Raw genomic sequence first — 23,127 nt, forward strand, 5'->3', positions numbered from 1 at the left:
ATGTTTTTACATATTTACGGTAAACCGTAAGGAATAAATGTTTCTTATTTGTAATGTAGTAATGATTTGCGCAAAGACCATACTTATTTTACGGTAAAACTATATTTGTTTGCTTTTCATAGACGTATATTTGTGCTGTCTAAAAATAATATTTCAAATGATACCCCACTATCATTTGAAGATATAAAACACATTTTTATAATTTATAAATATGTGTTTTATCAAATTAAAATTTCTTTTAATTAGCAGATTGCTTTTCCCCATTAAGTGAAATGTTTTAAGAAGGAGTTTTATTATTAAAAACTTTTCCCAGATGCAGTGATTATCGCCATAATCTTTAACTGCACCATATTTTCTAATGGGCGTAGCCGAAAACCCTCTAAGAGTAGGCATAATTTAAATAACTAATAAAAATGAAAAAAAACATTTTTATGTTCGCTTTGTTACTTTTTTTATTCTCATGTAGTAATGATGAGTTTGGAGAAGCAGAAAAAACAAAAAGCCATTTATCAACAGATTTAAGAGTTCAGTATAAAAGAGGCAACAATGTTTCTACCTCTGCAATCAATTACATAAGGGAACGAACGAACAACACCTTTAGGGTCGACACTAAGAAAGGGAGAATCAAATTAAATAACTCACAATCTTTTTCAAAAAGTGATGAGCTAGGAACTGTAGATACTTCAAAAGAAATTGTAGTTGTAAATGAAACAAATACAAAGCATACTTTTAAAGTCATTACACCTCAAGAACCTTTAAATACTATTACAAACCTTATCATTGTAGAAAAAGGAAATGATAGCTATGAATATTTTTTAAAATATACCTTTTCAGGAGAACTTCCCATAAATGAAGAAACAGGAACCATAGATTTTTCTAAATTCAATGGAACCATTGAAACTTTTAATGCTAGTGGTGATTTAATAGGTTCAATGACAATTGAAAACAGCATAATAACCAGCGATCAAGGACAACTTTCGCCTTGTCCTGATGACAATCAAGATCCTAATGATGATGATGACACAAACGCAGGTTCAAATTCAAGCGGTTCAGATAGTAGTACAGGAATACCAAATGACGATACAGACGAAGATCCAGTAAATGCTGGTAATGGAGATCCTGATAGTAGTGCCCAATTTACAGACCCAAATGGCGATTGTGGATTGACATTTAGTTATGAACAATGTGGTTGTGGAGGCGATGCTAATGGTCATGCGCCACAAGCGGGTTATGACTGTTGTCAAGGAAGTCCTTTAGTAATTAGAGATTGTAATGGAACGATTATTGCACAAAGAAATTCAGGTACGTCAACAACGATGTTTAAAAGAAATGTTTTTGATCCATGTGATGATGGCGATGTTGGTGTAATTTTAGATGATGATGTTTTATGCGGAATGAACGACGAAAACTTTAATGCATATTATTCTAATAAATCGCCTTTTAATGTAGATTTAAGTCAAGTAAGAAAACATTGCGATAGTATAAATTTTCCTGATCCAGCAAATGAAAAATTTATGTGTATTTATAATAAGCTTATAAAAACTCCTCTTTATAAAAATATGATAGAGAATACCTTTGGAGAAAATCAAAGTAATTTACATTTAACTTTTGTTATGGTAGACACTCTTTCTAGAAGTTCTGCGGGTAGAACAGATAAAATGCCAGGGACAAATCCTACAAGAAATACTCAAACTGGTATAGTGAATTTACATTTAAGAATAAGAATTAGTAAAGAATATATGGAAAACTATTCAGCAATTGCAGTAGCTAAAACAATATTACATGAAACTATACATTCGTATCTTATGGTAAAGCATGTAAACTGTAATCAAGGAACGCCGATTGATGAAATTATAGAGGAATTAAATAATAAATCTTTTGAAGAATTAATGGAATATTATTTTAATAATGCTTGTGATGGTCAAGAACAGCATGAATTCATGTATGATAAAATGCTGCCTGTTTTTAGAAATATATTATCTAGTATTAGAGACGAATTAATTCCTCCTGCTCATGTTGAAGCTGCGGAATTAGATGACACATTTATAAACGAATCAAACCCTAATGGTGATACAGTCGCTTTTAATTGGAATGAATTTTATAAATACTTATCCTTACAAGGACTGCAAAACACTAATTATTTTGCTAATAACATACTGAATAATCCACATAAATATTCTAACTACCTTAGGTATGCTGATGAATATGGAAGGTTTTTATTTGAAAAAGATTGTATAAATTAATTTGAAAATTATTATGGGAAAATATATATGCATATTGACATTGTTTTGTTTAGGTGTATTAAAGGGACAAAATTTACAAGACCTCAAAGGAGAAAAATCAATATTTATTCTTTATGATGCAACAGATAATGATGTAAAAAAGAACTTATCTTCTTTAGCAAATGGAAAGATAAAAGCAGACACTTATTACTATACTTTTTTGAATCAAAATAAAAAGGATGATTGTGAGTCTGAGCAATTTAATTTTTGGATTACATACAAGAGTTATGAGAGCTTTAACGATTTAGCCAAAAACAAAAAAACCTCTAAGTTTAATGTAAGTAAAGATTTTTTAGAAATAAATAAATCTAAAATTATAAACAGAGCTTTTATGGATTCTATTGGTTTTAAAAAAACATTCAATCTTTTAAAAGATATTGAATATATCTATTTAATAGATAAACAAGAGGTTAAAAATAATGTCTATACCGTAAAAAAAGTTAATTTAAGTTTTTCTCGTGAAGAATAATTTTTTGAGATTAAAATAAAGAATAGCAATATGAAGCATTTTATTGTAGCACTTTTTCTTCTTTTTACCTCTTATCTTTTTGCTTGTGATTGTGATGCAAAAAAGCCAATATTAGAGTTTTACAATGCAGAATTTGTTTTTGAAGGAGAAATTGTATCAAAAGTATATGCTGAAGATGCACAAACATATACAGTAAGATTTGTAATTACTAAACATTACAAAGATGGAGAAAAGCCAGAAGAATTGAGTTTTGTTTTAAAATCAGAAGAATTATATACTGACATTTCAACATTATGTGATTGGAATGTAGAAGTTAGAGAAAGATGGCTTGTGTATGCACACAGAAATAAAAAAGGTGCTTTAAATTTTAGTTATTACTGTTCCAATTCAAAAAAACCTGACTTTTCAGCAATTGGCGAAAATGAACAAGAAGTTTTAGAAAATGGTAATGATTTTATTTTAGAAAATTATATTTACGAAAATGAGAATGGTTTTACAAATCCAAAACCACTGACAGATGTAGCTGCTGTACTAAAATCAGGAAAAAAAGATAATTACGAAAATACGTTTGCCGTTATAAAAATTCATGTTGACAAAGAAGGATATTTAAAAGCGGTGACTACTGATAGAGACTATAATGCGCTGAAAATAGATAAAATTTTTGATCTCCTATATTCTTTTACTGTCGATGAAAATATGGCAGTTTCAAATTTTGAAAAAGAAGCAATACGCTTATCAAAAAAGATATATAAATGGGAAATCAAATATCACAAAAAAAGCAACATACCAGTATCTTATATAAAACCCGTTATTTTTCAATATGACAAAAAGAATCATACTTGGAGTTATGAGTTTTAACTTTTTCTGTTGAATTATTCTTAAAAACCATTATAAATATATGTTGTATATGGCTTCAAGAAAACATGAAAAAACTTTTTTATTATACTACTTTTTATCGCCTATAATTTGTTTGGACAAACTATAAACAAATAATTATCTAAAATTATATTTATTCTAAATTCGCAAGGCTTCAATTGTAAAGATTGAAGCTTTTGTTATATAATATTGAATATGTTATATAATATGTTGCTATGTTATAAATATAACTAATAAAACCTATCGAACGCAATATTTTTAAACGAAACTCCACGAACGTAATATTTTTAAATAAAACTCCACAAACTGGCATAAACTTGCACGAACTTCCATAAACTTAAAATGTTTGACACGAACTAGCACGAACTGGCATAAACCGCAAAGTAGTTTTTCAAACTTTATAATATTTGTGAAAGTTAATCAAAGACCACTAGCATAATATTTAACACCTTAATATTGCTTAATTGTCTTTTCTTAGTCCAAGACTGTGAAAATATAGTTTGAAAATTTGAATGTAGGTTACACAAATCTTTATATCATTGATAATATAATTTTCAAAATATCATATACATAGTTAAGGAAATTTAGATGCTAAAGCGCATGATTAACAGTATTGTATAAAACTGTAATTCCTTGAATATGAAAATTGTAAAAGATACAAAGACACCACAAAACCTAACTATTGAAAAACTTAGAAGTTTTAAAGGATTTGCCAATGTATCAGATGCAGAAGCAAAGCGAATTATAGCCAGCATGAAAGAACTATCAATATTAACATATAATACCATTATTGAACATGAGCAATTTAAGTCAATTCCAAAGCTTCGGAAAGCGGAGTAATAAAACTGTTATTCATAATAACAAAGCGGTTATTTACACGAGAGTTTCAAGTGGAAAGCAAAAAGAAAATACAAGCTTGGAAAACCAACGCGAATACTGTACACTATATGCAGAACGTGCCAAGTTTCAAATAAGTGCCTATTTTGGTGGAACAAATGAAAGTGCGAAAAATGACGATAGAAAAGAGTATCAAAAAATGCTCACTTTTGTACGTCAAAAGAAAATTTCAAATATCATAGTGTACAGTATTGACCGCTTTTCACGTGCGGGTTCTTCTGCTATCACTACCGTTGAAAAATTAAAAGAAAAAGGTATCAACGTCATTTCGGTAACCCAACCAATGGACACCAAAACATCTACAGGTACATTCTTTCAAAACCTAAATTTACTATTCAGTAAATACGATAATGACCAACGAAAAGAAAAGACCACCGCAGGAATGAAACAACGCCTTTTGCAAGGGTATTATATCGGAGTTGCGCCAGTAGGTTATAAAAATTCAAGGGATGCACAAAACCGCCCTATTTTAATACATAGTGACAAAGCGAAACTCATACGCAAAGCTTTTGAATGGAAAGCAAATGAAAGTATATCAAATGTTGAGATTATAAAACGTCTAAAGAAATACGGGTTAACCATACAAAAGCAACACATGACGCGCATATTTAGAAATCCTATCTATTGCGGATTACTAGCAAATCGTTTACTTGATGGTAAGGTTGTCAAAGGAAATCATAAGCCTATCGTATCAAAAGAATTGTTCTTAAAAGTAAATAATATCAATACCGAGAAAAACGGGATAAGAAGCAAACAGCGAAAGAACAACCCAAACTTACCAATGAGAGGATTTGTAAAATGTGATGCGTGTGGAAAACCAATCACAGGATATACAGAAAAAAAATATAACCTTGATTATTACAGAGGTCACACAAAAGGGTGTTGCGGATATAAACGTGCTTACAAACTCAATGAAAAGTTCAAAACCTTTTTAGCTTCATTTCAAATAGACGAGCATATAATAGAACCATTAAAGCTACAAATGAAATATACCTTTGATTACTTCAACGAATCAAATAAGGACGTTATAGAGCATTTAAAATACAATCTAAAGGCAACTAAAGAAAAGATTGAAAAAGTAGAAGAACGTTTCGTATATGGCGAAATTAACATGGAACTATACAATAAATTCATCAACAAATTAAAATCAGAAGAAGCTGAAATACTCAAAGAAATAGAAAAAAGTGGTATTGAAAAGTCTAAGTTTAATTTATACGTTGAAAATTCGCTAAAATTATTAGCTAACTTACCTAAAACATGGGAGTTATCAAGTTTTACAGTTAAGCAAAAATTACAAAACCTATTGTTTCCTAATGGTATTCGCTATAACCGTGAAAATGATAGTTATCTAAGTTTTGAAATAAGTCCAATATTAACAGTAACAAGTACATTATCAGTAAATTATAATCAAATAAATATGAACACAAAAACAAACAAAATGAAAAAGTCGCAAGGGGTATGAGCAAAGCGAATCTAAATTTCAGGTTTTAGCTTTTGGGTGTTAGCTATTAGTCAAGTCCTAAGAGGATTTGGAAATTCAAATTAAAATACGAATATACTAAGAGCGAAGCCAAGTCTAAAAACCAATATTTCTTCTAAAGTCGAACTTTATAGTTGAAGATTTAAGAGCAGTAAGTTTATTCATAAAAGAACATGCTTCTTTATGTATCACAATTAAGATCGAAACAGCCTTGAATCATTAAATTTTTAAATCGCTTAAATTAAGCGAAGCGAATCTAACATCGTCAGCGATCTAATCAAAGAACAACGCTTTCAACTCAGTAGCATCAGCAGGTTTCATCTTTCCAGCAAGTACCAAACTCAATTGTCTTCTTCGCAAAGCACCATCAAAACGTTCTTTTTCTAACTTAGTTTCTGGAACTAAAGCAGGAATTTGCACAGGTCTTCCTGTATCATCTACAGCGACAAACGTGTAAATAGCTTCATTTGCTTTATCGCGCATGCCAGATTCACGATCTTCAATCCAAACATCAATATAAATCTCCATAGACGATTTAAACGCTCTAGAAATATTAGCTTCTACCGTAACCACACTTCCCACAGGAATTGAACGGTTGAATGCTACGTGATTCACTGAAGCAGTCACTACAATTCTTCTAGAATGTCTACGCGCAGCAATACTTGCAGCTCGGTCCATACGTGCTAACAATTCGCCACCAAATAAATTATTCAACGGATTTGTCTCACTTGGCAATACCAAGTCAGTCATGATAGTTTTAGAGGATTTTGGATGTTTTGTTTCCATCAATACATTTTTTGCAAAGGTACACAGATTCGTTTTCTAGGACGCTAAAAAAGCAGAATAATTACAAGAAATCTTGAACGAATCACAAAATGATGGTCATTTGTTTTATCTCGCGAAAGCACAAAAAAAGACCGCTTATAAAAGCAGTCTTTCCATATTATAAATAAAACGATAATTTCTTATTCAGTGACTAACAACCAAGCTTCAGGAGCTTCAGTTTTCTTAATTTTTGCCAAAGCTTCACTTGCTTCTTCACGCGTGGCAAAACTAGCATACGATACTTGATGCAAACCGTATTTGTTTTTTCCTAACAAAGCGGCATCAAAACCATTTGCTTTCAACTCAGCTACTTTCGTATGCGCATTTTCTTCAATACGAAACGCACCTGCAACTACATGATAATTTTGAATTTCTTTCGCTACTTTTAATGTGATAGAAGGCAATTCTACAGGATTCGTATTGAAAAAAGTAGCTTGTTGTATGTATGAATTGATAGATTCTTGTGCTTTGGTTTGCTCAGCAACTTGTTGATTTGATTGATATTCTCGCATTCCAAAAAAGCCTGCACTTAAGATAATGGCAGCAGCAGCGGCGTATTTCCATGGAAAACGGAATCGGCGATTTTCTTCTGCAACCACTAAAGGAATGACATCTGTTTCAGCTTCTTCAGTAACAACTGTAGGAGCAAATTCTTCTTTTGTTTCTTCAATGACTCTACTAATTTCAGAAGAAACAAATGACGACAATCCAAAAGATGAGGTTAAATAATTTAAATGATACGAAGGTTCAAATTGAATCTTTCCTTCTTCATTTAAAGATAAATCACCAATATTTTCAAGCGAAACAATTTCGGAGTTCTCTAATTGCTTTTTCCACTCACTCACTTTAGAAGTTACTTCTTGTAGCGTACTTTCGTATTCTTCTCCCGTAACATCGGCAATATATTTTACCAACAAACCATCATTAGAAATCAATTGTGCATTAAATGACAATTCTTTTGATGGTGGATAAAAAGCATTAGTAGTGTGATGTACTTGCGCTCCTTTTCGCTGCGTTAAAAAAGCACCGAAATTTGGAACGGTTACACATTCATATCTATATAAAAGGTCGCTGATGTATTGGTCTAATCTCATTACTAACAAATTTAGAAAAAATATCAAGCGAATAAAATATCGGCATAACTTTTTATTAACATTTAAAAATCCTGTAACTTTAGTTTTGAAAACTAGATGACTATGAATTCTGAAAATGAATTATTGTACACGCTTGCGCTACAAAAGACAGCAAAAATAGGCGATGTAAATGCGAAAAAACTTATAAGACATTGCGGAAATCCAGAAGCCGTATTCAAAGAGAAGAAAGAAAACTTACTTAAAATAGACGGAATTGGGACGTATGTCGTTTCTGATTTGCAGAATGCTGAAAATTTTAAAGCTGCCGAAAACGAATTAAAATTTATTCAAAAAGAAAAAATACAAACGCATTATTTTTTAGATGAAAGGTATCCGAAACGTTTGCAACATTGTGTTGATGGACCTATTTTACTTTTTCAGAAAGGAAATGCAAATTTGAATGCTTCCAAAATGATAAGCATTGTCGGTACGCGAAAAGCCACAACATACGGAACTAAGTTTTGTGAAGAATTGATAGAAAATTTATCACCATTACAACCCACCATTGTTTCAGGTTTTGCTTACGGAATTGATATTGTTGCACAACGAGCTTCTGTAAAAAATAACATTCCTACCATTGGCTGTTTGGCGCATGGTTTGAATCAAATTTATCCAAAAGCGCATAAACGTTATATGAAATCGGTACAAGACAATGGCGCATTTGTAACTGATTTTTGGAGTACTTCCAATCCTGATCGCGAAAACTTTTTAAAACGAAATCGCTTAATTGCAGGAATGACACAAGCTACGATTGTGATTGAATCTGCCGAAAAAGGTGGAAGCTTAGTAACTGCGCATATTGCCAATTCGTACAATCGTGATGTTTTTGCAGTGCCAGGCAGAGTAGGAGATTCGCAAAGTATCGGCTGTAACAATTTGATTAAACAACAACGCGCACATATTTTAACGTCTGCGGCAGACATCGTATATCTTTTAGGTTGGGAATTGGAAGCAGAGCCGTTTCAACCTGTACAAAAACAATTGTTTGTAGATTTATCTTCAGAAGAAACGATCATTCATTCATACTTACAAGAAAAAGGGCAAAGCGTGTTAGATAGTATTGCGTTAGCATGTAAATTGCCAATTCATAAAATTGCACCGCTTTTATTACAAATGGAAATGAAAGGTGTGGTAAAACCGTTGCCTGGAAAGTTGTTTGAAGCGGTTTAATATTTAAATCACTACAATACTAAAAAAACTGCCTGAATAGTGAAAACATATATTTTTACTTTTCAGACAGTTAAATTTATTGAGAATTAAGCCAATTTTTAGTGATCTGCTGGTGATGGGTCTGCGGGTCTTTCTTCCACTTTACAGTCATCTCCTTTTGTCCAATTTACACAAGACATACAACAAGTTCCGTGTCCTCCAGCAGCAGTCTTAGCAATTCCACCGCGAACAACATCAAGGTTAGAAATTGTGTTCTTGCTTAGGCTTAAGTTTGATAAATTCTTTTTTTTCATAATAAAATAATTAAAGGTTGTTAATATAATTGAGTGATAACTTAGTTTCTGGAAACAAGAATATTTTTGAAATAGATGATAAAAATTTCTTGTGTAAAGAAATGCAGTTATCGATTAATTGTTTGCAGGTTCCTGACCTATTGGTTCTTTGTCCACTCTACAATATTTTGCTTTTGTAAAATTAACACAAGACATGTAGCATGTTTCGTTTCCGCCATTGGCTGTTTTTGTAGCGCCACCACGCAAATCGTGAAGATTAGAGATTCTCTTTTTCTTTAAGCTTAATTTTAAGTTTGGTAATTTCTTTTTTTTCATGGTAAATAATTAATGGTTTTTAATATGATTGTAACTAAACCAGCTTCTTTTCACAAGAAACTGATTTATGTAGTAGTTATCATAACAGTCATTTGTTACCCAATAGAAAAAACTACTGAAGTATAATTTTTAATCGGTTGATATTTAGTAAATAAATGGTATATTTATTTTTAAAACATGTAATAATCACTGATGAAACTTTTTCCTTTTTATACTCTTATTTTAAGCATTTCATGTGTGTGGAGTCAAACAACGCTTCAAAACCCAGAAACACTTAGGCGAACTCAAAAAAGTACCATTCACATAGGTTCTCAAACTCCTGTAAAAAATCAAGGAAACGGAAATACTTGTAGTGCATTTGGTGTAGCGGCTGCTTTGGAAGTATTGCCAAACATGCCAAAAGATATTAGTGAAAACTTTTTGTATTCGGCACAAAAATATGAACAACTCGAAACTAACATTGGTGTTACTAAAGGAAATTTTTTAAAATCCTACATCAAGTCATTGCCAAAGTATGGAATTCTTACAGAAGCCGAATTGCCATATCCAGAAATCTTAGCAGAAACGTGGAACGAAAACGATCCAGAAATATTAAAAGCACTCAAAGAATCTACAACAGGACCAGTTTCTTTTTTATACAAATACAAGTCAATTGCAAAATTGCTATCGTTAGATTCTTTTGAATATCTAGGACAAGTTGATAGTAAAAATGTAAAGCATTTACAATATTTACTTGATAGTGGCGTAAAAGCGATTCCTGTGTCATATGAATTGTATATTCCAGCTTGGAAATCCTTCAAATCACAAAAATATACAACCATTACGCCCAATGAAGGATATGGTATTTTAATGCAAGATGGAAGCTACAAAAAATACTCTGACATCAAAAAGTTGTATCCAGATATCAATACACGAATTAATAATAGATCTGTTACATTTTCAAGAACTGTAGTGCCAACCGCAAATTATAATCCGTATGGTGGTCACGTGGTTACTATTGTAGGGTACGATTCTGAAGGTTTTATTATTAAAAATTCTTGGGGAGCAGATTGGCGTTATTACGGATATGAACGCATTAGCTACGATTACCATGAAATTTTTGCCTATGAAGCTTTGATTTTAAGACGCGTGAGTTATAAAAAGTGATTTTCCCTTTTTTGTCAATTTGTTTATAAAATAACATTCTACAGAATTCAACTCATCTTCACAAAAGAGTAAGCCATTTGTGAAGATCATCAAAAGCAAGAGAAGAAACCTCACAAACAATTCGTGAATTCGTGACAAAAAATTTAGAAGTGATTAACTTGTTATAAAAGAACAATCTTCTAAACAACCTTGAATTAAACGAAGCGAACCTAAGAACGTTATTAATGTGGCAATTTGAAAATTTGGAAATGTATCAATTAATTTCAAACAACACTTAAATTTGTCTTAGAAACGCATTCAACATTTAGCATTTTATATACAATCAAATAATGATCTTCGAAACAACCTTGAATCATTAAATTTTTAAATCCTTGAATTAAGCAAAGCAATCTTGTTTCTAACCAAATCTAATATCCAACTTTTTTACGAACTCTTGCCAATACTTCATTGGCAATTTTACGAGCTTTTTCTGCACCAATTGCCAAAGCATCGTCTATTTCGTTTTTGTTTTCCATATAATGATTAAAACGTTCGCGTTCGGTAGCAAATCGTTCTGTAATCAATTCAAATAAGGCTTGTTTTGCATGTCCGTAACCGTAATTTCCACCTGTATAATTTTGGCGCATGGTTGCTATTTGTTCGTCGTTAGCCAATAATTTATACAATGCAAATACGTTATCGGTTTCAGGATCTTTCGGATCTTCCATCGGCGTACTATCGGTTTGGATACCCATAATTTGCTTGCGAAGCTTTTTATCTGTCTGAAAAATATCGATTATATTATTTTTACTCTTGCTCATTTTTGTGCCGTCTGTTCCAGGAACCAACTTGGTTGCTTCTCGAGTTTTAGCTTCTGGCAATATAAAAGTTTCGCCTAATTTTTCATGAAAACGTGTCGCAACACTACGTGTAATTTCTAAATGTTGCTCTTGGTCTTTTCCTACGGGAACAATCTCAGCATCGTATAATAAAATATCTGCAGCCATCAACATTGGGTACGTAAATAAACCGGCATTTACATCTTCCAAACGACCAGCTTTGTCTTTAAAACTATGTGCTAATTTTAAGCGATTATATGGAAAAAAACAATTCAAATACCAAGCGAGTTCGGTGACTTGCGGCACATCACTTTGGCGATAAAATACTGTTTTGTTTACATCCAAACCAAATGCAAGCCAAGTAGCGGCTGTTTTATATGTGTTTTCTCGCAATGTGTCTCCATCTTTAATTTGCGTAAGCGAATGCATGTCTGCAATAAACAGAAAAGATTCGTTTGCGGTATTTTGAGCCATTTCTACAGCAGGAATAATTGCTCCTAAAATGTTTCCTAAATGTGGTGTTCCTGTGCTTTGAATTCCTGTAAGTATTCGTGCCATGGGTAATCGTAATTATTGAATTTTAGCAAATGTACTTCTTTTGAAATGACGATGGAAAATTTCTTAGCGATAAATTTTAGCAATTTGTCTGAAATGACTTTTTAAAATTTAGCTGTTGTCGTTTCAGAAAAATACTTTTTAAAGCCATTTTTTCAAACTTTAGTGTATTTTTGGCAGAGATGATTACTTTTTTAAAGAACATAGCAATCTTAATTTGGCGCGTTTGGTTTTACCTTTTAGTGCTTCTTCCGATACTTATATTTTTCCCTTTACTCCTTTTATTTACTGCAAGTGAAAAGCTATATCCTCAGTTTTTTTGGATTGCTCGAAATTTCTGGGCGAGACCAATTTTGTTCGGAATGGGATTTATCACAAAGTTTAAAAAAGAAGAAGAAATCATCAAAGGAAAAAGTTACATGCTTATTGCCAATCATACGAGCATGACTGATATTATGCTGATGTTGGTCGCGTCTAAAAATCCTTTTGTTTTTGTGGGAAAAAAAGAACTTTCAAAGATTCCCATTTTTGGTTTTTTCTACAAGCGAACGTGTATTTTGGTCGATAGAGGAAGTGCAAGAAGCCGAAAAGCCGTGTATGACAGTGCGCAAAAGCGACTCAATCAAGGCATGAGTATTTGTATTTTCCCGGAAGGACGAGTTCCTGAAGAAGATATTTTATTAGACGAATTTAAAGATGGTGCCTTTCGTTTGGCAATAGAACATCAAATTCCAATTGTACCGATGACGTTTGCCGATAATAAAAAACGATTTTCGTATACTTTTTTTAGTGGTTCGCCAGGTCGTATGCGTGTTACAATTCACAAATTTTTAAGTACAGCAGGAAAAGAAGTTGCAGATAAAAAAGAACTGAGTAAAACCGCACGCGATATTATTTTGAAAGAGCTAGAAGCTTATGGTGCTTTTTAAAAACATAAAAAAACCGCTTCCTTATTGTATAAGAAAACGGTTTTTATGGCAAACATCACTGCTTTTAAGGTATATGGCAATACCTAACCAACTAAAAAACTAAAACCTAAAACTGACACCTGTATAAACTCCTACCGAGTAAGGTTTAAAGTTGCCAGTATTTCCTGAAAATGTATTTAACTGATATTTTAGCATTGGCTCTACATTGACTTCAATTTGTTTGGAAACCTTATAATCTATTCCGAGACCAATATTTGTGCTAAAACTCACATCATTTACATTCGTAGCTTCTCCTATTTCTGTGAAAACTTCAGGAGAATCTAATACAATACTATTCTCTGTTAGCAATAGTGTACTTACACCACCAATAACATTAACTCCTAATTTTTTATCAACCAAAGCGTATTTCAATTCTACAGGAACTTCAATATAACTCATACGCTGATTTAAGTTTCCTTCTATTTGTTTCTCTCTAATAGACGATTCTGTACTTGGCAATTGATATTGTGAAAACACCACATTTGATGGCGCTTGACGATCTTTAATATCAAACGAATTGTTATTTCCTCTAAACTGAATGGTTGTCAAATCTGTTCCATCAATAGAAGGAACCAACGCAATATCTCGAGTACTGTAGCTGTAATCTACTTTGTGAATTCCTGAACGAACTGTCAATCTTTTATTCACGTCGTAACCAACATTTACACCATAACTAAAGTTAACATCTCCTGTTTTTGAATTATCAGCAAATGTTTCGTCAATTGGAGAACCATTACTTAATGTATTGTAATATACAGGCGATGCATTTGGCGAAATTGACCATCTTTTTGGAGTTGCTTCTGCAATGTCTGTTTTGTCTTTTTCTAAATCGTATAAATCATTAATTTCATCCAATAGTGATTTTTTAATAGGATCATCTTTCTTTACTTCGGCAACAGCTGTTTCCGTAGTTGTTGCATCCGTATTAGTGCTTGTGTTTGTATTAGATGAATTTGAATTTGTTGTATTGTTTTGTGCGACTGCTGTCGAATTGGAATTCGTAACAGGGTTTGTGTTTGTCTCAGCACCATTTTCACCATTTTGAACGTCATTCGTAGTCACATTCGTATTGTTTGATGAATTATTTTGAGCAACAGTATTTCCAAATCTATCAAGACCATTTACCGTATTTTGAGACGTATTTGTGGTCGTTCCATTTATTGCATTCGAATTGTTATTTTGTGTCGAATTTGAATTGGCAACGGCGTTTTCTTGGTTTATGGTATTGTAATTTTGAATGGAATTTGGTTGCAATCTATCGTTAGATGATTGTTTCGAATTGCCATTAGAATTTGAGTTTATTTCATCTTGATTTACCACAGCATTTTGCAACGCATTTCCTTTTTGAATACTGCTGTCGCTTCCATCTTTCAATTCATTGCCATCACTGTCAAGTCCGTTTTTATTTTCATTGGCAATACGTTCCTGGTTTTGCAATACATTATCAGAAGAATTCTGTTGCTTGTTTGATGAATTTTGCTCTGAATTTGTAATGTTTCTGTTAGCATCGTTGTCACGCGAATCATCATTAGTTGTAGTGGTAACTTTTTCGTCAGTACCAATTCCAGTTTTATCAGAATTTAAAAATTCATTCCCAATAAAAAAGAACAGGACGATTGCGGCGGCAATTCCAGCAGCTCTGTACAACCACGGAAGAAAGACAATGCCTTTTTTATCTTTCTCAGCTTCTTTTGCGTCTAATTTTTCGGATATTTTATCCCATAACGCAGGGTCGGGAGAAGCTTCAAAATCTTTGAAACTGTCCTGAAACAGTTGATCTATATTTTTTTTATCACTCATTGATGGCGATTTTTTTTTTTAAACGATTCTATCTTATTCTTCAAAATCATCCGTGCTCTTGCTAGGTTTGACTTTGAAGTTCCTTGCGAAATGCCTAACATTTCTGCAATTTCTTGATGTGAATAATCATCAAGGACATATAAATTAAATACCAATCGATATCGATCGGGTAATTCTTGTACAATACTTAACAGATAATCTATTGAGATATCTTCTTCATATACCGAAACAGGTTCATCTTTTAAAACTCGTTCGTTTACAACTTCAAAAGCACCTTTGCCTCTATATTTTTGAAGCACGGTGTTTACGGTAATTCTTCTAAGCCAACCTTCAAACGAGCCTTTAAATGTATATTGCCCAATTTTTTCAAAAATAACCATAAAGCTATCTTGCAGATTATCTTCCGCTTCAACCTTGTTCCGAGAGTACTTTAAGCTAGTTGCGTATAGTTTTTTTGCGTATTCTCTATACAGTTGTGCTTGTGCATCACGGTCGTTATTCTTACATTTATGTATGAGTTGTTCTAAACTCACTCGGTCTGTTGGTTTTGTTTAGTAGCTTATTTTAGTTGTTGACAGATACTTCGTATATCAAATACATATCTTGTCCGTTGTCATCCTTTCCTTGCCAAAACCTAAACGTATACGGCTCGTCATCAAGCACGCTGAAACTAAAAGTTTCGGTTTTAAAATCATCTTCTAAGGCTTCACAGTCATTTCCAGAAGTTACAAAGTTTACTACGGCAATAGTTCGTACATTTCCGGTTTCTTGTAAGTATTGAAAATTACTAAATGAATGACATGTTGAAGGACGTTTGTAAGTTACACTGATAGTATGTGTATCTCCAAAGTTAAATTCTTCAGGCATTTCTACAGTTTCAATTGGGATAAATTCAAACTGAAAATCGGCCGTATTATCATCAACCGAACATGAACTGAACAATGTCAATCCTGCTACTAAAGCTAAAAATAATATCTTCTTCATAAGTTAAAATATAAACTACTTTTTCAAGTAGATGCTTAAATATACAAATGGTTGCGTTTAAAAATAAAAAAAATCCCGAGAAGGGATTTTTTTAAAGTATTTATTCTGAATGTTGCAATTAGCAATTTAAAAATCAACTATTTGCAATAGCATCTTTTATTTTGATTTCAAGTTCTTCTAGCAACTCTGGGTTATCTTCTAATAAAGTCTTTACAGCGTCTCGTCCTTGCCCAAGTTTAGAATCGCCATAACTAAACCATGAACCACTCTTTTTAATGATTTCATAGTTGACACCGATATCTAAAATTTCACCAACTTTAGAAACTCCAGCGCCATACATAATATCAAATTCTACTGTTTTAAAAGGTGGCGCAACTTTGTTTTTTACCACTTTTACACGTGTTTTGTTACCTTTTACTTCGCCATCTGTTCCTTTTATTTGTGTAGAACGTCTAATATCTAAACGAACAGAAGCATAAAACTTTAAGGCATTTCCACCAGTAGTAGTTTCAGGATTTCCAAACATCACACCAATTTTTTCACGCAATTGGTTGATAAAGATCACGGTACAGTTTGTTTTACTGATAGAAGCTGTCAATTTACGAAGTGCTTGTGACATTAAACGAGCGTGTAATCCCATTTTCGAATCACCCATTTCTCCTTCAATCTCACTTTTTGGTGTTAACGCAGCAACCGAGTCAATTACGACAATGTCAATAGCGCCTGAACGAATTAAATTGTCAGCAATTTCTAATGCTTGTTCTCCATGATCTGGTTGAGAAATAATTAAATTGTCAATATCAACGCCTAAACTCTCAGCATAAAAACGATCAAATGCGTGTTCAGCATCAATAAAAGCAGCAATTCCACCTGCTTTTTGCGCTTCTGCAATGGCATGTAATGTTAAGGTAGTTTTACCAGACGATTCAGGTCCGTAAATCTCAATCACTCTCCCACGTGGATATCCACCAACACCTAAGGCAATATCTAATCCTAATGATCCTGAAGAAATGGCATCTACATCCACAACTGCTTGGTCACTCATTTTCATCACAGTACCTTTTCCATAAGTTTTGTCTAACTTATCTAAGGTAAGTTTTAATGCTTTTAATTTTGCTTCTTTTTCTTTGTCTGAACTCATTATGTCAATTTTCTATTAATTTGAACGATGCTAAATTACCATTTCTTTTTGCTGAAAACAATTCGCAACTTCTCATTTTAGATAAATACACTCAAAAAAAAATAATAGTTGGACGCAACCTTTTTCAAAAACGTGTATCTATTAAATAAAATAGCTTAGAAAAAATGAGAATTTCAAACAAATTTATTTACAATACACGAGACAACGCCTCGGTTCCATTATTCGGGAATTGCAGGCTAGACGGTGGCTAGCTTCATTGTTAATTCTATTATTTAATAGAAAAATTTAATATTAACAATGAATTAGCTAGTAAAAGTGCTTCTTACCACAAGAAGCACTTTTATTTTTCCCGTAGTTGCAGTAAAAACTATTTTTTAAGCGTCAAAAACGCTCTTTTTTATCCTCATTTCAGCTATTTTTAGGGTGTAATTTTTTCCAAAAACAGCATGTGCTGATGTAATTTTTTTTCTTTTCACACTCAATTACATTTCTAAAAATACAGTTTTCATTTCATTAATCACTGATATAATGTATAAGCGTATGTTTTTTTGTGTAAGCGTTGTTTTTCTTGATAAAATGTGGAAATTTCACTAAAAAACGTATTTTTGCCGAAAATATTCACTTTAAACTTAAAAATTGATATAGCATGCAACTGTACAATAAATTAAGTGCTAAAGAAAGAGCAGAACTTATCGAAAAAGCGGGTAAAGATCGCATGACGATATCTTTCTACAAGTACGCCAACATTGGAAATCCTGAAATTTTACGAAATCATTTATTCATTAACTGGGACAAAATAGACGTTTTAGGTAGAATTTATGTGTCTTATGAAGGCATTAATGCACAACTATCTGTGCCAGCCGAAAATTTCAATACCTTCAAAGATCATTTAGACACAATCACATTTCTAGAAAATGTACGTCTTAATGTGGCAATTGAACAAGATAATATGTCTTTCTTAAAGCTAAAAGTGAAAGTTAGAGATAAGATTGTTGCAGATGGATTAAATGACGAAAGTTTTGATGTCACAAATAAAGGTGTACATGTTGCCGCAGAAAAATTCAACGAATTACTCGATGATAAAAATACCATTCTGGTAGATATGCGAAATCATTATGAAAGTGAAATTGGTCATTTTCAAGGAGCTATCACACCAGATGTAGATACGTTTAGAGAATCATTACCAATTATTGAAGACGACTTAAAAGAATACAAAGAAGACAAAAACTTGGTCATGTATTGTACAGGTGGTATTCGTTGTGAAAAAGCCAGTGCCTACTTCAAACACAAAGGTTTCAAAAAAGTATATCAGCTAGAAGGCGGAATTATCAATTATGCGCGCCAAGTAGAAGCACAAAACTTAGAAAACAAATTTATTGGTAAAAACTTCGTATTCGATCATCGACGTGGTGAGCGTATTTCAGATGATATCATTGCCAACTGTCATCAATGTGGAAATCCTTGTGATACGCATGTAAACTGTGCCAATGAAGCATGTCATTTACTATTCATTCAATGTGAAGCGTGCGCTGAAAAAATGGACGATTGTTGTTCTGCGGAATGTAAAGAAGTGCATAACTTGCCAAAAGAAGTGCAAAAAGAATTGCGTAAAGGGAAAGAAGTCAGCAACAAAATTTTCAAAAAAGGAAGATCGGAAGTACTCAAGTATAAAAAGTAGATTTTCGATGCTACAGAAATAATCCTATCTTTACAACTTTAGAAAAAAGTACGAACCCTATATCTGCATATCCCGAATTGCAGATTCTATATATAAAAATATGAGTTGTAACAGTTGTTCAACTGGTAAAGATGGTCAACCAAGAGGCTGCAAGAACAATGGTACTTGTGGCACTGATAGTTGTAACAAACTAACTGTATTCAATTGGTTATCAAACATGTCGCTACCGAGCAGTCAGAAACCTTTTGACTGTGTTGAGGTGCGTTTTAAAAACAGTAGAAAACATTTTTACAGAAATACAGAAAATTTATCGCTTAGTATTGGAGACATTGTAGCTACAGAAGCTTCTCCAGGACATGATGTCGGAATTGTAACTCTTACTGGAGAATTGGTAAGAGTACAAATGAAGAAGAAAAAAGTAAGTCCAACGAGCGAAGATGTCAAAAAAATATACCGAAAAGCATCTCAAAAAGACATTGATGTTTGGTCGCGTGCACGCGATAGAGAAGAAGGAATCAAGAAGCGTTCGCGCGAATTAGCAATTGCGCTTGGTTTGCAAATGAAAATCTCAGATGTAGAATTTCAAGGAGATGGCTCCAAAGCAACGTTTTATTACACTGCGGAAGATCGTGTAGATTTTCGTCAGTTAATCAAAGACATGGCAAAAGCCTTTAGCATTCGTATTGAAATGCGTCAAATTGGTTTTCGTCAAGAAGCAGCTCGCTTAGGCGGAATTGGCTCATGTGGACGCGAACTTTGCTGTTCAACATGGTTGACCGATTTTCGCTCTGTAAATACAGCTGCCGCTAGATATCAGCAACTTTCGTTAAACCCTCAAAAACTAGCAGGACAATGCGGAAAACTAAAATGCTGTCTCAACTTTGAATTAGATGCATACCTAGAAGCATTAAAGCAATTTCCAAAAAGCGATGTAAAATTATACACCGAAAAAGGAATTGCAGTTTGCCAAAAAACGGATATCTTTAAAGGACACATTTGGTACGCGTATGAAGGGGAATGGATGAATTGGCACAAACTTACCACCGATCAAGCCAATGAAATCATTGCGATGAATGTGAAAAAAGAAAAAGTAATAAGTTTAGAAGAATACGCATTAGAACTTATTGAAGAAGATACTAAAACAAACTTTGAAAACGTTGTAGGTCAAGACAGTCTTACACGATTTGATAAAAAACCCACTCGAAACCGAAAAAGAAGAGGCGCTCAAAACAAGAAAAGACGCAGAAACAACAACAATGCTGGCAACAAAGCTACTGCAAAAACAGGCGGAAACCCGAAAAAAAGCAACAATCAAAATGCTAAAAAAGGAAATCATCCAAATGCAAAAAACAGTACCAAAAACGCCAACAAAAACAGGAACAAGAATAACAACAGACGTAAAAAATCGAATAAAAATGCAAAACCAAAGTAAAATCGCATTTTTTATAGCTATTCTTAGTATGCTATTCATTTCTTGTGACGGAAATCGTGTGTATGACGAATATACGTCCGTAGGAACATCTTGGGACAAAGAAACCTCTTTAAATTTCAAATTTCAACAGCCAGACAGTACAAACAGATACAATTTGTTTGTCAACGTGAGAAATACAGACGAATATCAATTTCGAAACCTATTTCTTATTGTCAATATGAACTTTCCAAATGGAAATGTCGTTTCAGATACACTAGAATATGAAATGGCAAAACCAAATGGAGAATGGCTCGGTAAAGGTATGACGACCAAAGAAAGCAAACTTTGGTACAAAGAAGACGTTCGTTTTCCATACCAAGGAATGTATGAAGTAACCATACAACAAGCCATGAGAAAAATTAATGAACCAGACGGAATCCAAAGCTTAAAGGGAATCTCTGAGGTTGGCTTTAGAATTGAAAAAAAATAGTACAAACAACGTATTGAAATGGCAAAAAAGCAAGTCAAAAAGAAACAAGAAACACCTGCATCTTTTAAAACGTTTATCAAATGGTTTTGGAGAGTATTCGTAGGCGGAATAGCAAGTGTAATCCTTTTATTCTTACTAGCTTCATGGGGAGCTTTGGGAAAAATGCCTTCTTTTGAATTTTTAGAAAATCCGCAAACAAACTTAGCAAGTCAAGTAATTTCTGCCGATGGAAAAACACTCGGAAAATATTACTTAAAAGACAACAGAACTCCTGTTGATTATAAAGATTTACCAAAAGATTTAGTAAACGCACTTATCGCTACAGAAGATGCACGTTTTCACGACCACTCAGGAATTGATGTGCGTGGAACCGTTAGAGCATTTGCATTTTTAGGAAGCAAAGGTGGCGCAAGTACGATATCGCAACAATTAGCACGACAACTATTTGTCGGTGAAGGTTCTAAAAATCTTCCTGAACGTCTCATTCAAAAAATAAAAGAATGGGTTATTGCGACACGTTTAGAACGCCAATACACCAAAGAAGAAATCATTGCGATGTACTTCAATATCTATGACTTTGGAAACAATGCAGATGGAATTCGCTCTGCAGCAAGAATTTACTTTGGAAAAGAACCACAAGAATTGCAAATTGAAGAATCGGCAATGCTAGTAGGAATGTTTAAAAACTCCTCTTTATTCAATCCGAGAAGAAGACCAGAACGTGTAAAAACCAGAAGAAATGTCGTATTAGCACAAATGTATAAATACGATTACATTACGAAAGAAGTAAAAGACTCGTTACAAAAACTACCCTTAACTATTGATTACAATCCAGAATCACACAATGAAGGTATAGGAACCTATTTTAGAGAACACTTAAAAGGTTTCTTAAAAAAATGGACTGCAGAAAATCCAAAAGAAAATGGCGAAAAATATGATATTTATCTTGATGGATTAAAAATTTACACCACTATTGATTCACGCATGCAAGAATATGCCGAAGAAGCAATGGAGGAACACATGAAAAAATTACAAGCAGAATTTTATCATCAAAACACAAAAAAAAGGAATAAAAATGCACCTTTTGCCAAAGATGTAGAACAAAGCACCATTGATTTTGTGATGAACAAAGCAATTGAAAATTCTGAGCGTTGGAAAATCATGAAAAAAGAAGGAAAAACTGAAAAAGAAATCCTTGCTTCTTTTGACAAAAAAACGCCGATGACCGTATTTTCATGGAAAGGAAAAAACAATCGTATCGATACCATTATGACGCCGCGCGATTCTATTTTATATTCAAAATTCTTTTTGCGTGCTAGTTTCATGTCACTAGAACCACAATCAGGGCAGGTAAAAGCTTGGGTTGGCGGTTTTAACTACAGAAACTTTAAATATGATATGGTAAAACAAGGAAAACGTCAAATTGGTTCTACATTCAAACCATTTGTATATGCAACAGCGATCGATCAATTGCACTTATCACCTTGTGACTCCATGCCAAACGGACCATTTTGTATCGAAACAGGAAAGTATGGTTTGCAGGAACCTTGGTGTCCAAAAAATTCTGATGGAAAATACGAAGGTATGCGCACGCTCAAAGGTGCACTAGCAAACTCCGTAAACACAGTTACTGCACGTTTAATGGACAAAGTTGGTCCTGCCAATGTTCGGTCGTTAGCACAACGTCTTGGTGTAGAATCTGAAATAGAAGAAGTGCCTTCTATTGCTTTGGGAACACCAGATATTTCATTGTACGAAATGCTAGGCGCTTACGGAACATTTGCAAACAAAGGTGTATATGTAAAACCCGTAATTGTCACACGTATTGAAGACAAAAACGGAACCATACTTTATGAATTTGTACCAGAAACAAAAGACGTATTAAGTGAAGAAGTAGCTTACACAGTGGTCAATCTTATGGAAGGTGTCACGCAAAGTGGTTCAGGAAGAAGACTTCGCCACAAAGGAGCTAATAAATGGAATAAAATGTATGACGAAATCATTACAGGATATCCATACGAATTCAAAAATCCTATTGCAGGAAAAACAGGAACTACACAAAACAACAGTGATGGTTGGTTTATCGGAATGGTGCCAAATTTAATCTCTGGCGCTTGGGTTGGAGGTGAAGATCGTCAAATACGTTTTGCCAGAACCAAATATGGGCAAGGAGCTTCTATGGCATTGCCAATTTGGGCATTATTTATGAAAAAATGTTATGCTGATAAATCACTATCGGTCTCAGATGGTCGATTTGAAAAGCCAGAAGAAGAAATGACCATTAACATCGATTGCTCTAAAACAACTTCCACGACAGAGGAAAATAATGGCAAAGATCCTGATGAAGACAAGTTAGAAGGAATTGACTTTTAATTCACTTTAAATTATTCGGAAAA

The 23,127-nt window shown here is 33.2% G+C and carries 21 protein-coding genes; 12 read left to right on the forward strand and 9 right to left on the reverse strand.

The features are described from left to right. The first annotated feature begins 431 nt into the window (after window positions 1-431). The 5 genes from KAOT1_RS16770 (at window position 432) to KAOT1_RS16790 (ending at window position 5,986) form a co-directional block, all read left to right on the forward strand. Entirely contained in the window at window positions 432-2,243 is a 1,812-nt protein-coding gene (locus tag KAOT1_RS16770) for a SprT family zinc-dependent metalloprotease (RefSeq protein WP_162014347.1), read from the forward strand. Window positions 2,244-2,256: 13 nt separating this feature from the next. Beyond that, window positions 2,257-2,751 carry a hypothetical protein gene (locus tag KAOT1_RS16775; RefSeq protein ID WP_040559637.1) on the forward strand — a complete coding sequence of 165 codons (495 nt, stop codon included), beginning with the start codon at window positions 2,257-2,259 and terminating at the stop codon, window positions 2,749-2,751. A gap of 30 nt (window positions 2,752-2,781) precedes the next feature. Continuing rightward, window positions 2,782-3,609 (forward strand): hypothetical protein, encoded by an 828-nt coding sequence (locus tag KAOT1_RS16780; protein WP_007096064.1) that lies wholly within the window; start codon window positions 2,782-2,784, stop codon window positions 3,607-3,609. A gap of 657 nt (window positions 3,610-4,266) precedes the next feature. After that, window positions 4,267-4,467: a hypothetical protein gene (locus KAOT1_RS16785; protein ID WP_007096065.1), complete on the forward strand. Its 201-nt coding sequence runs from the start codon at window positions 4,267-4,269 to the stop codon at window positions 4,465-4,467. Next, window positions 4,424-5,986, forward strand: coding sequence for a recombinase family protein (locus KAOT1_RS16790; protein WP_083777318.1), 1,563 nt, complete (start codon window positions 4,424-4,426; stop codon window positions 5,984-5,986). Before KAOT1_RS16785 ends, KAOT1_RS16790 begins: the two co-directional genes overlap by 44 nt. A gap of 291 nt (window positions 5,987-6,277) precedes the next feature. On the opposite strand, the gene KAOT1_RS16795 is transcribed toward KAOT1_RS16790, so the two are convergent. Both KAOT1_RS16795 and KAOT1_RS16800 read right to left on the reverse strand, forming a co-directional pair. Then, window positions 6,278-6,790, reverse strand: a complete 513-nt coding sequence (locus KAOT1_RS16795) for an acyl-CoA thioesterase (RefSeq protein WP_007096067.1) — start codon at window positions 6,788-6,790, stop codon at window positions 6,278-6,280. A gap of 179 nt (window positions 6,791-6,969) precedes the next feature. Next, on the reverse strand, window positions 6,970-7,923 hold the full coding sequence (locus KAOT1_RS16800; RefSeq protein WP_007096068.1) for an HU domain-containing protein: 954 nt from the start codon (window positions 7,921-7,923) through the stop codon (window positions 6,970-6,972). A gap of 102 nt (window positions 7,924-8,025) precedes the next feature. On the opposite strand from KAOT1_RS16800, the gene dprA reads away from it, so the two are divergent. Next, window positions 8,026-9,132: a DNA-processing protein DprA gene (gene dprA / locus KAOT1_RS16805; RefSeq protein WP_007096069.1), complete on the forward strand. Its 1,107-nt coding sequence runs from the start codon at window positions 8,026-8,028 to the stop codon at window positions 9,130-9,132. A 98-nt stretch (window positions 9,133-9,230) separates the two neighbouring features. On the opposite strand, the gene KAOT1_RS16810 is transcribed toward dprA, so the two are convergent. Next, on the reverse strand, window positions 9,231-9,425 hold the full coding sequence (locus tag KAOT1_RS16810; protein WP_007096070.1) for a class I lanthipeptide: 195 nt from the start codon (window positions 9,423-9,425) through the stop codon (window positions 9,231-9,233). Window positions 9,426-9,539: 114 nt separating this feature from the next. Next, window positions 9,540-9,740, reverse strand: a complete 201-nt coding sequence (locus tag KAOT1_RS16815; RefSeq protein ID WP_007096071.1) for a class I lanthipeptide — start codon at window positions 9,738-9,740, stop codon at window positions 9,540-9,542. A gap of 192 nt (window positions 9,741-9,932) precedes the next feature. On the opposite strand from KAOT1_RS16815, the gene KAOT1_RS16820 reads away from it, so the two are divergent. Beyond that, window positions 9,933-10,886: a C1 family peptidase gene (locus KAOT1_RS16820; protein WP_007096072.1), complete on the forward strand. Its 954-nt coding sequence runs from the start codon at window positions 9,933-9,935 to the stop codon at window positions 10,884-10,886. Window positions 10,887-11,293: 407 nt separating this feature from the next. Here KAOT1_RS16820 and trpS read toward each other — a convergent pair whose 3' ends face one another. Further along, window positions 11,294-12,262 carry a tryptophan--tRNA ligase gene (gene trpS, locus KAOT1_RS16825; protein ID WP_007096073.1) on the reverse strand — a complete coding sequence of 323 codons (969 nt, stop codon included), beginning with the start codon at window positions 12,260-12,262 and terminating at the stop codon, window positions 11,294-11,296. Window positions 12,263-12,441: 179 nt separating this feature from the next. On the opposite strand from trpS, the gene KAOT1_RS16830 reads away from it, so the two are divergent. Continuing rightward, complete coding sequence (locus KAOT1_RS16830) at window positions 12,442-13,188, forward strand: lysophospholipid acyltransferase family protein (RefSeq protein ID WP_007096075.1); 747 nt, start codon at window positions 12,442-12,444, stop codon at window positions 13,186-13,188. Window positions 13,189-13,287: 99 nt separating this feature from the next. On the opposite strand, the gene KAOT1_RS22100 is transcribed toward KAOT1_RS16830, so the two are convergent. From KAOT1_RS22100 to recA, 4 genes are all read right to left on the reverse strand, one after another. Continuing rightward, window positions 13,288-15,027 carry an outer membrane beta-barrel protein gene (locus tag KAOT1_RS22100; RefSeq protein ID WP_007096076.1) on the reverse strand — a complete coding sequence of 580 codons (1,740 nt, stop codon included), beginning with the start codon at window positions 15,025-15,027 and terminating at the stop codon, window positions 13,288-13,290. Beyond that, complete coding sequence (locus tag KAOT1_RS16840; protein ID WP_007096077.1) at window positions 15,024-15,560, reverse strand: RNA polymerase sigma factor; 537 nt, start codon at window positions 15,558-15,560, stop codon at window positions 15,024-15,026. The genes KAOT1_RS22100 and KAOT1_RS16840 overlap by 4 nt, the downstream gene beginning before the upstream one ends. A 31-nt stretch (window positions 15,561-15,591) precedes the next feature. Beyond that, window positions 15,592-16,011, reverse strand: a complete 420-nt coding sequence (locus KAOT1_RS16845) for a YajG family lipoprotein (RefSeq protein WP_007096078.1) — start codon at window positions 16,009-16,011, stop codon at window positions 15,592-15,594. Between the two features lie 133 nt (window positions 16,012-16,144). Continuing rightward, a complete protein-coding gene (gene recA, locus KAOT1_RS16850) occupies window positions 16,145-17,152 on the reverse strand; it encodes a recombinase RecA (RefSeq protein WP_007096079.1) in 1,008 nt (335 codons plus the stop codon). A 646-nt stretch (window positions 17,153-17,798) separates the two neighbouring features. Here recA and trhO point away from each other — a divergent pair. The 4 genes from trhO (at window position 17,799) to KAOT1_RS16870 (ending at window position 23,104) form a co-directional block, all read left to right on the forward strand. Beyond that, entirely contained in the window at window positions 17,799-18,830 is a 1,032-nt protein-coding gene (trhO, locus tag KAOT1_RS16855) for an oxygen-dependent tRNA uridine(34) hydroxylase TrhO (protein ID WP_007096080.1), read from the forward strand. A 100-nt stretch (window positions 18,831-18,930) separates the two neighbouring features. Continuing rightward, the gene (locus tag KAOT1_RS16860) at window positions 18,931-20,262 is read left to right on the forward strand and encodes a PSP1 domain-containing protein (RefSeq protein ID WP_007096081.1); all 1,332 of its coding nucleotides are present in this window, start codon (window positions 18,931-18,933) and stop codon (window positions 20,260-20,262) included. Then, the gene (locus KAOT1_RS16865) at window positions 20,246-20,731 is read left to right on the forward strand and encodes a gliding motility lipoprotein GldH (protein ID WP_040560139.1); all 486 of its coding nucleotides are present in this window, start codon (window positions 20,246-20,248) and stop codon (window positions 20,729-20,731) included. The genes KAOT1_RS16860 and KAOT1_RS16865 overlap by 17 nt, the downstream gene beginning before the upstream one ends. 18 nt (window positions 20,732-20,749) lie before the next feature. Beyond that, window positions 20,750-23,104 (forward strand): penicillin-binding protein 1A, encoded by a 2,355-nt coding sequence (locus KAOT1_RS16870; protein WP_007096083.1) that lies wholly within the window; start codon window positions 20,750-20,752, stop codon window positions 23,102-23,104. The last annotated feature ends 23 nt before the right edge of the window (window positions 23,105-23,127 follow it).

It is taken from the genome of Kordia algicida OT-1, from assembly GCF_000154725.1.
Taxonomy (GTDB): domain Bacteria; phylum Bacteroidota; class Bacteroidia; order Flavobacteriales; family Flavobacteriaceae; genus Kordia; species Kordia algicida.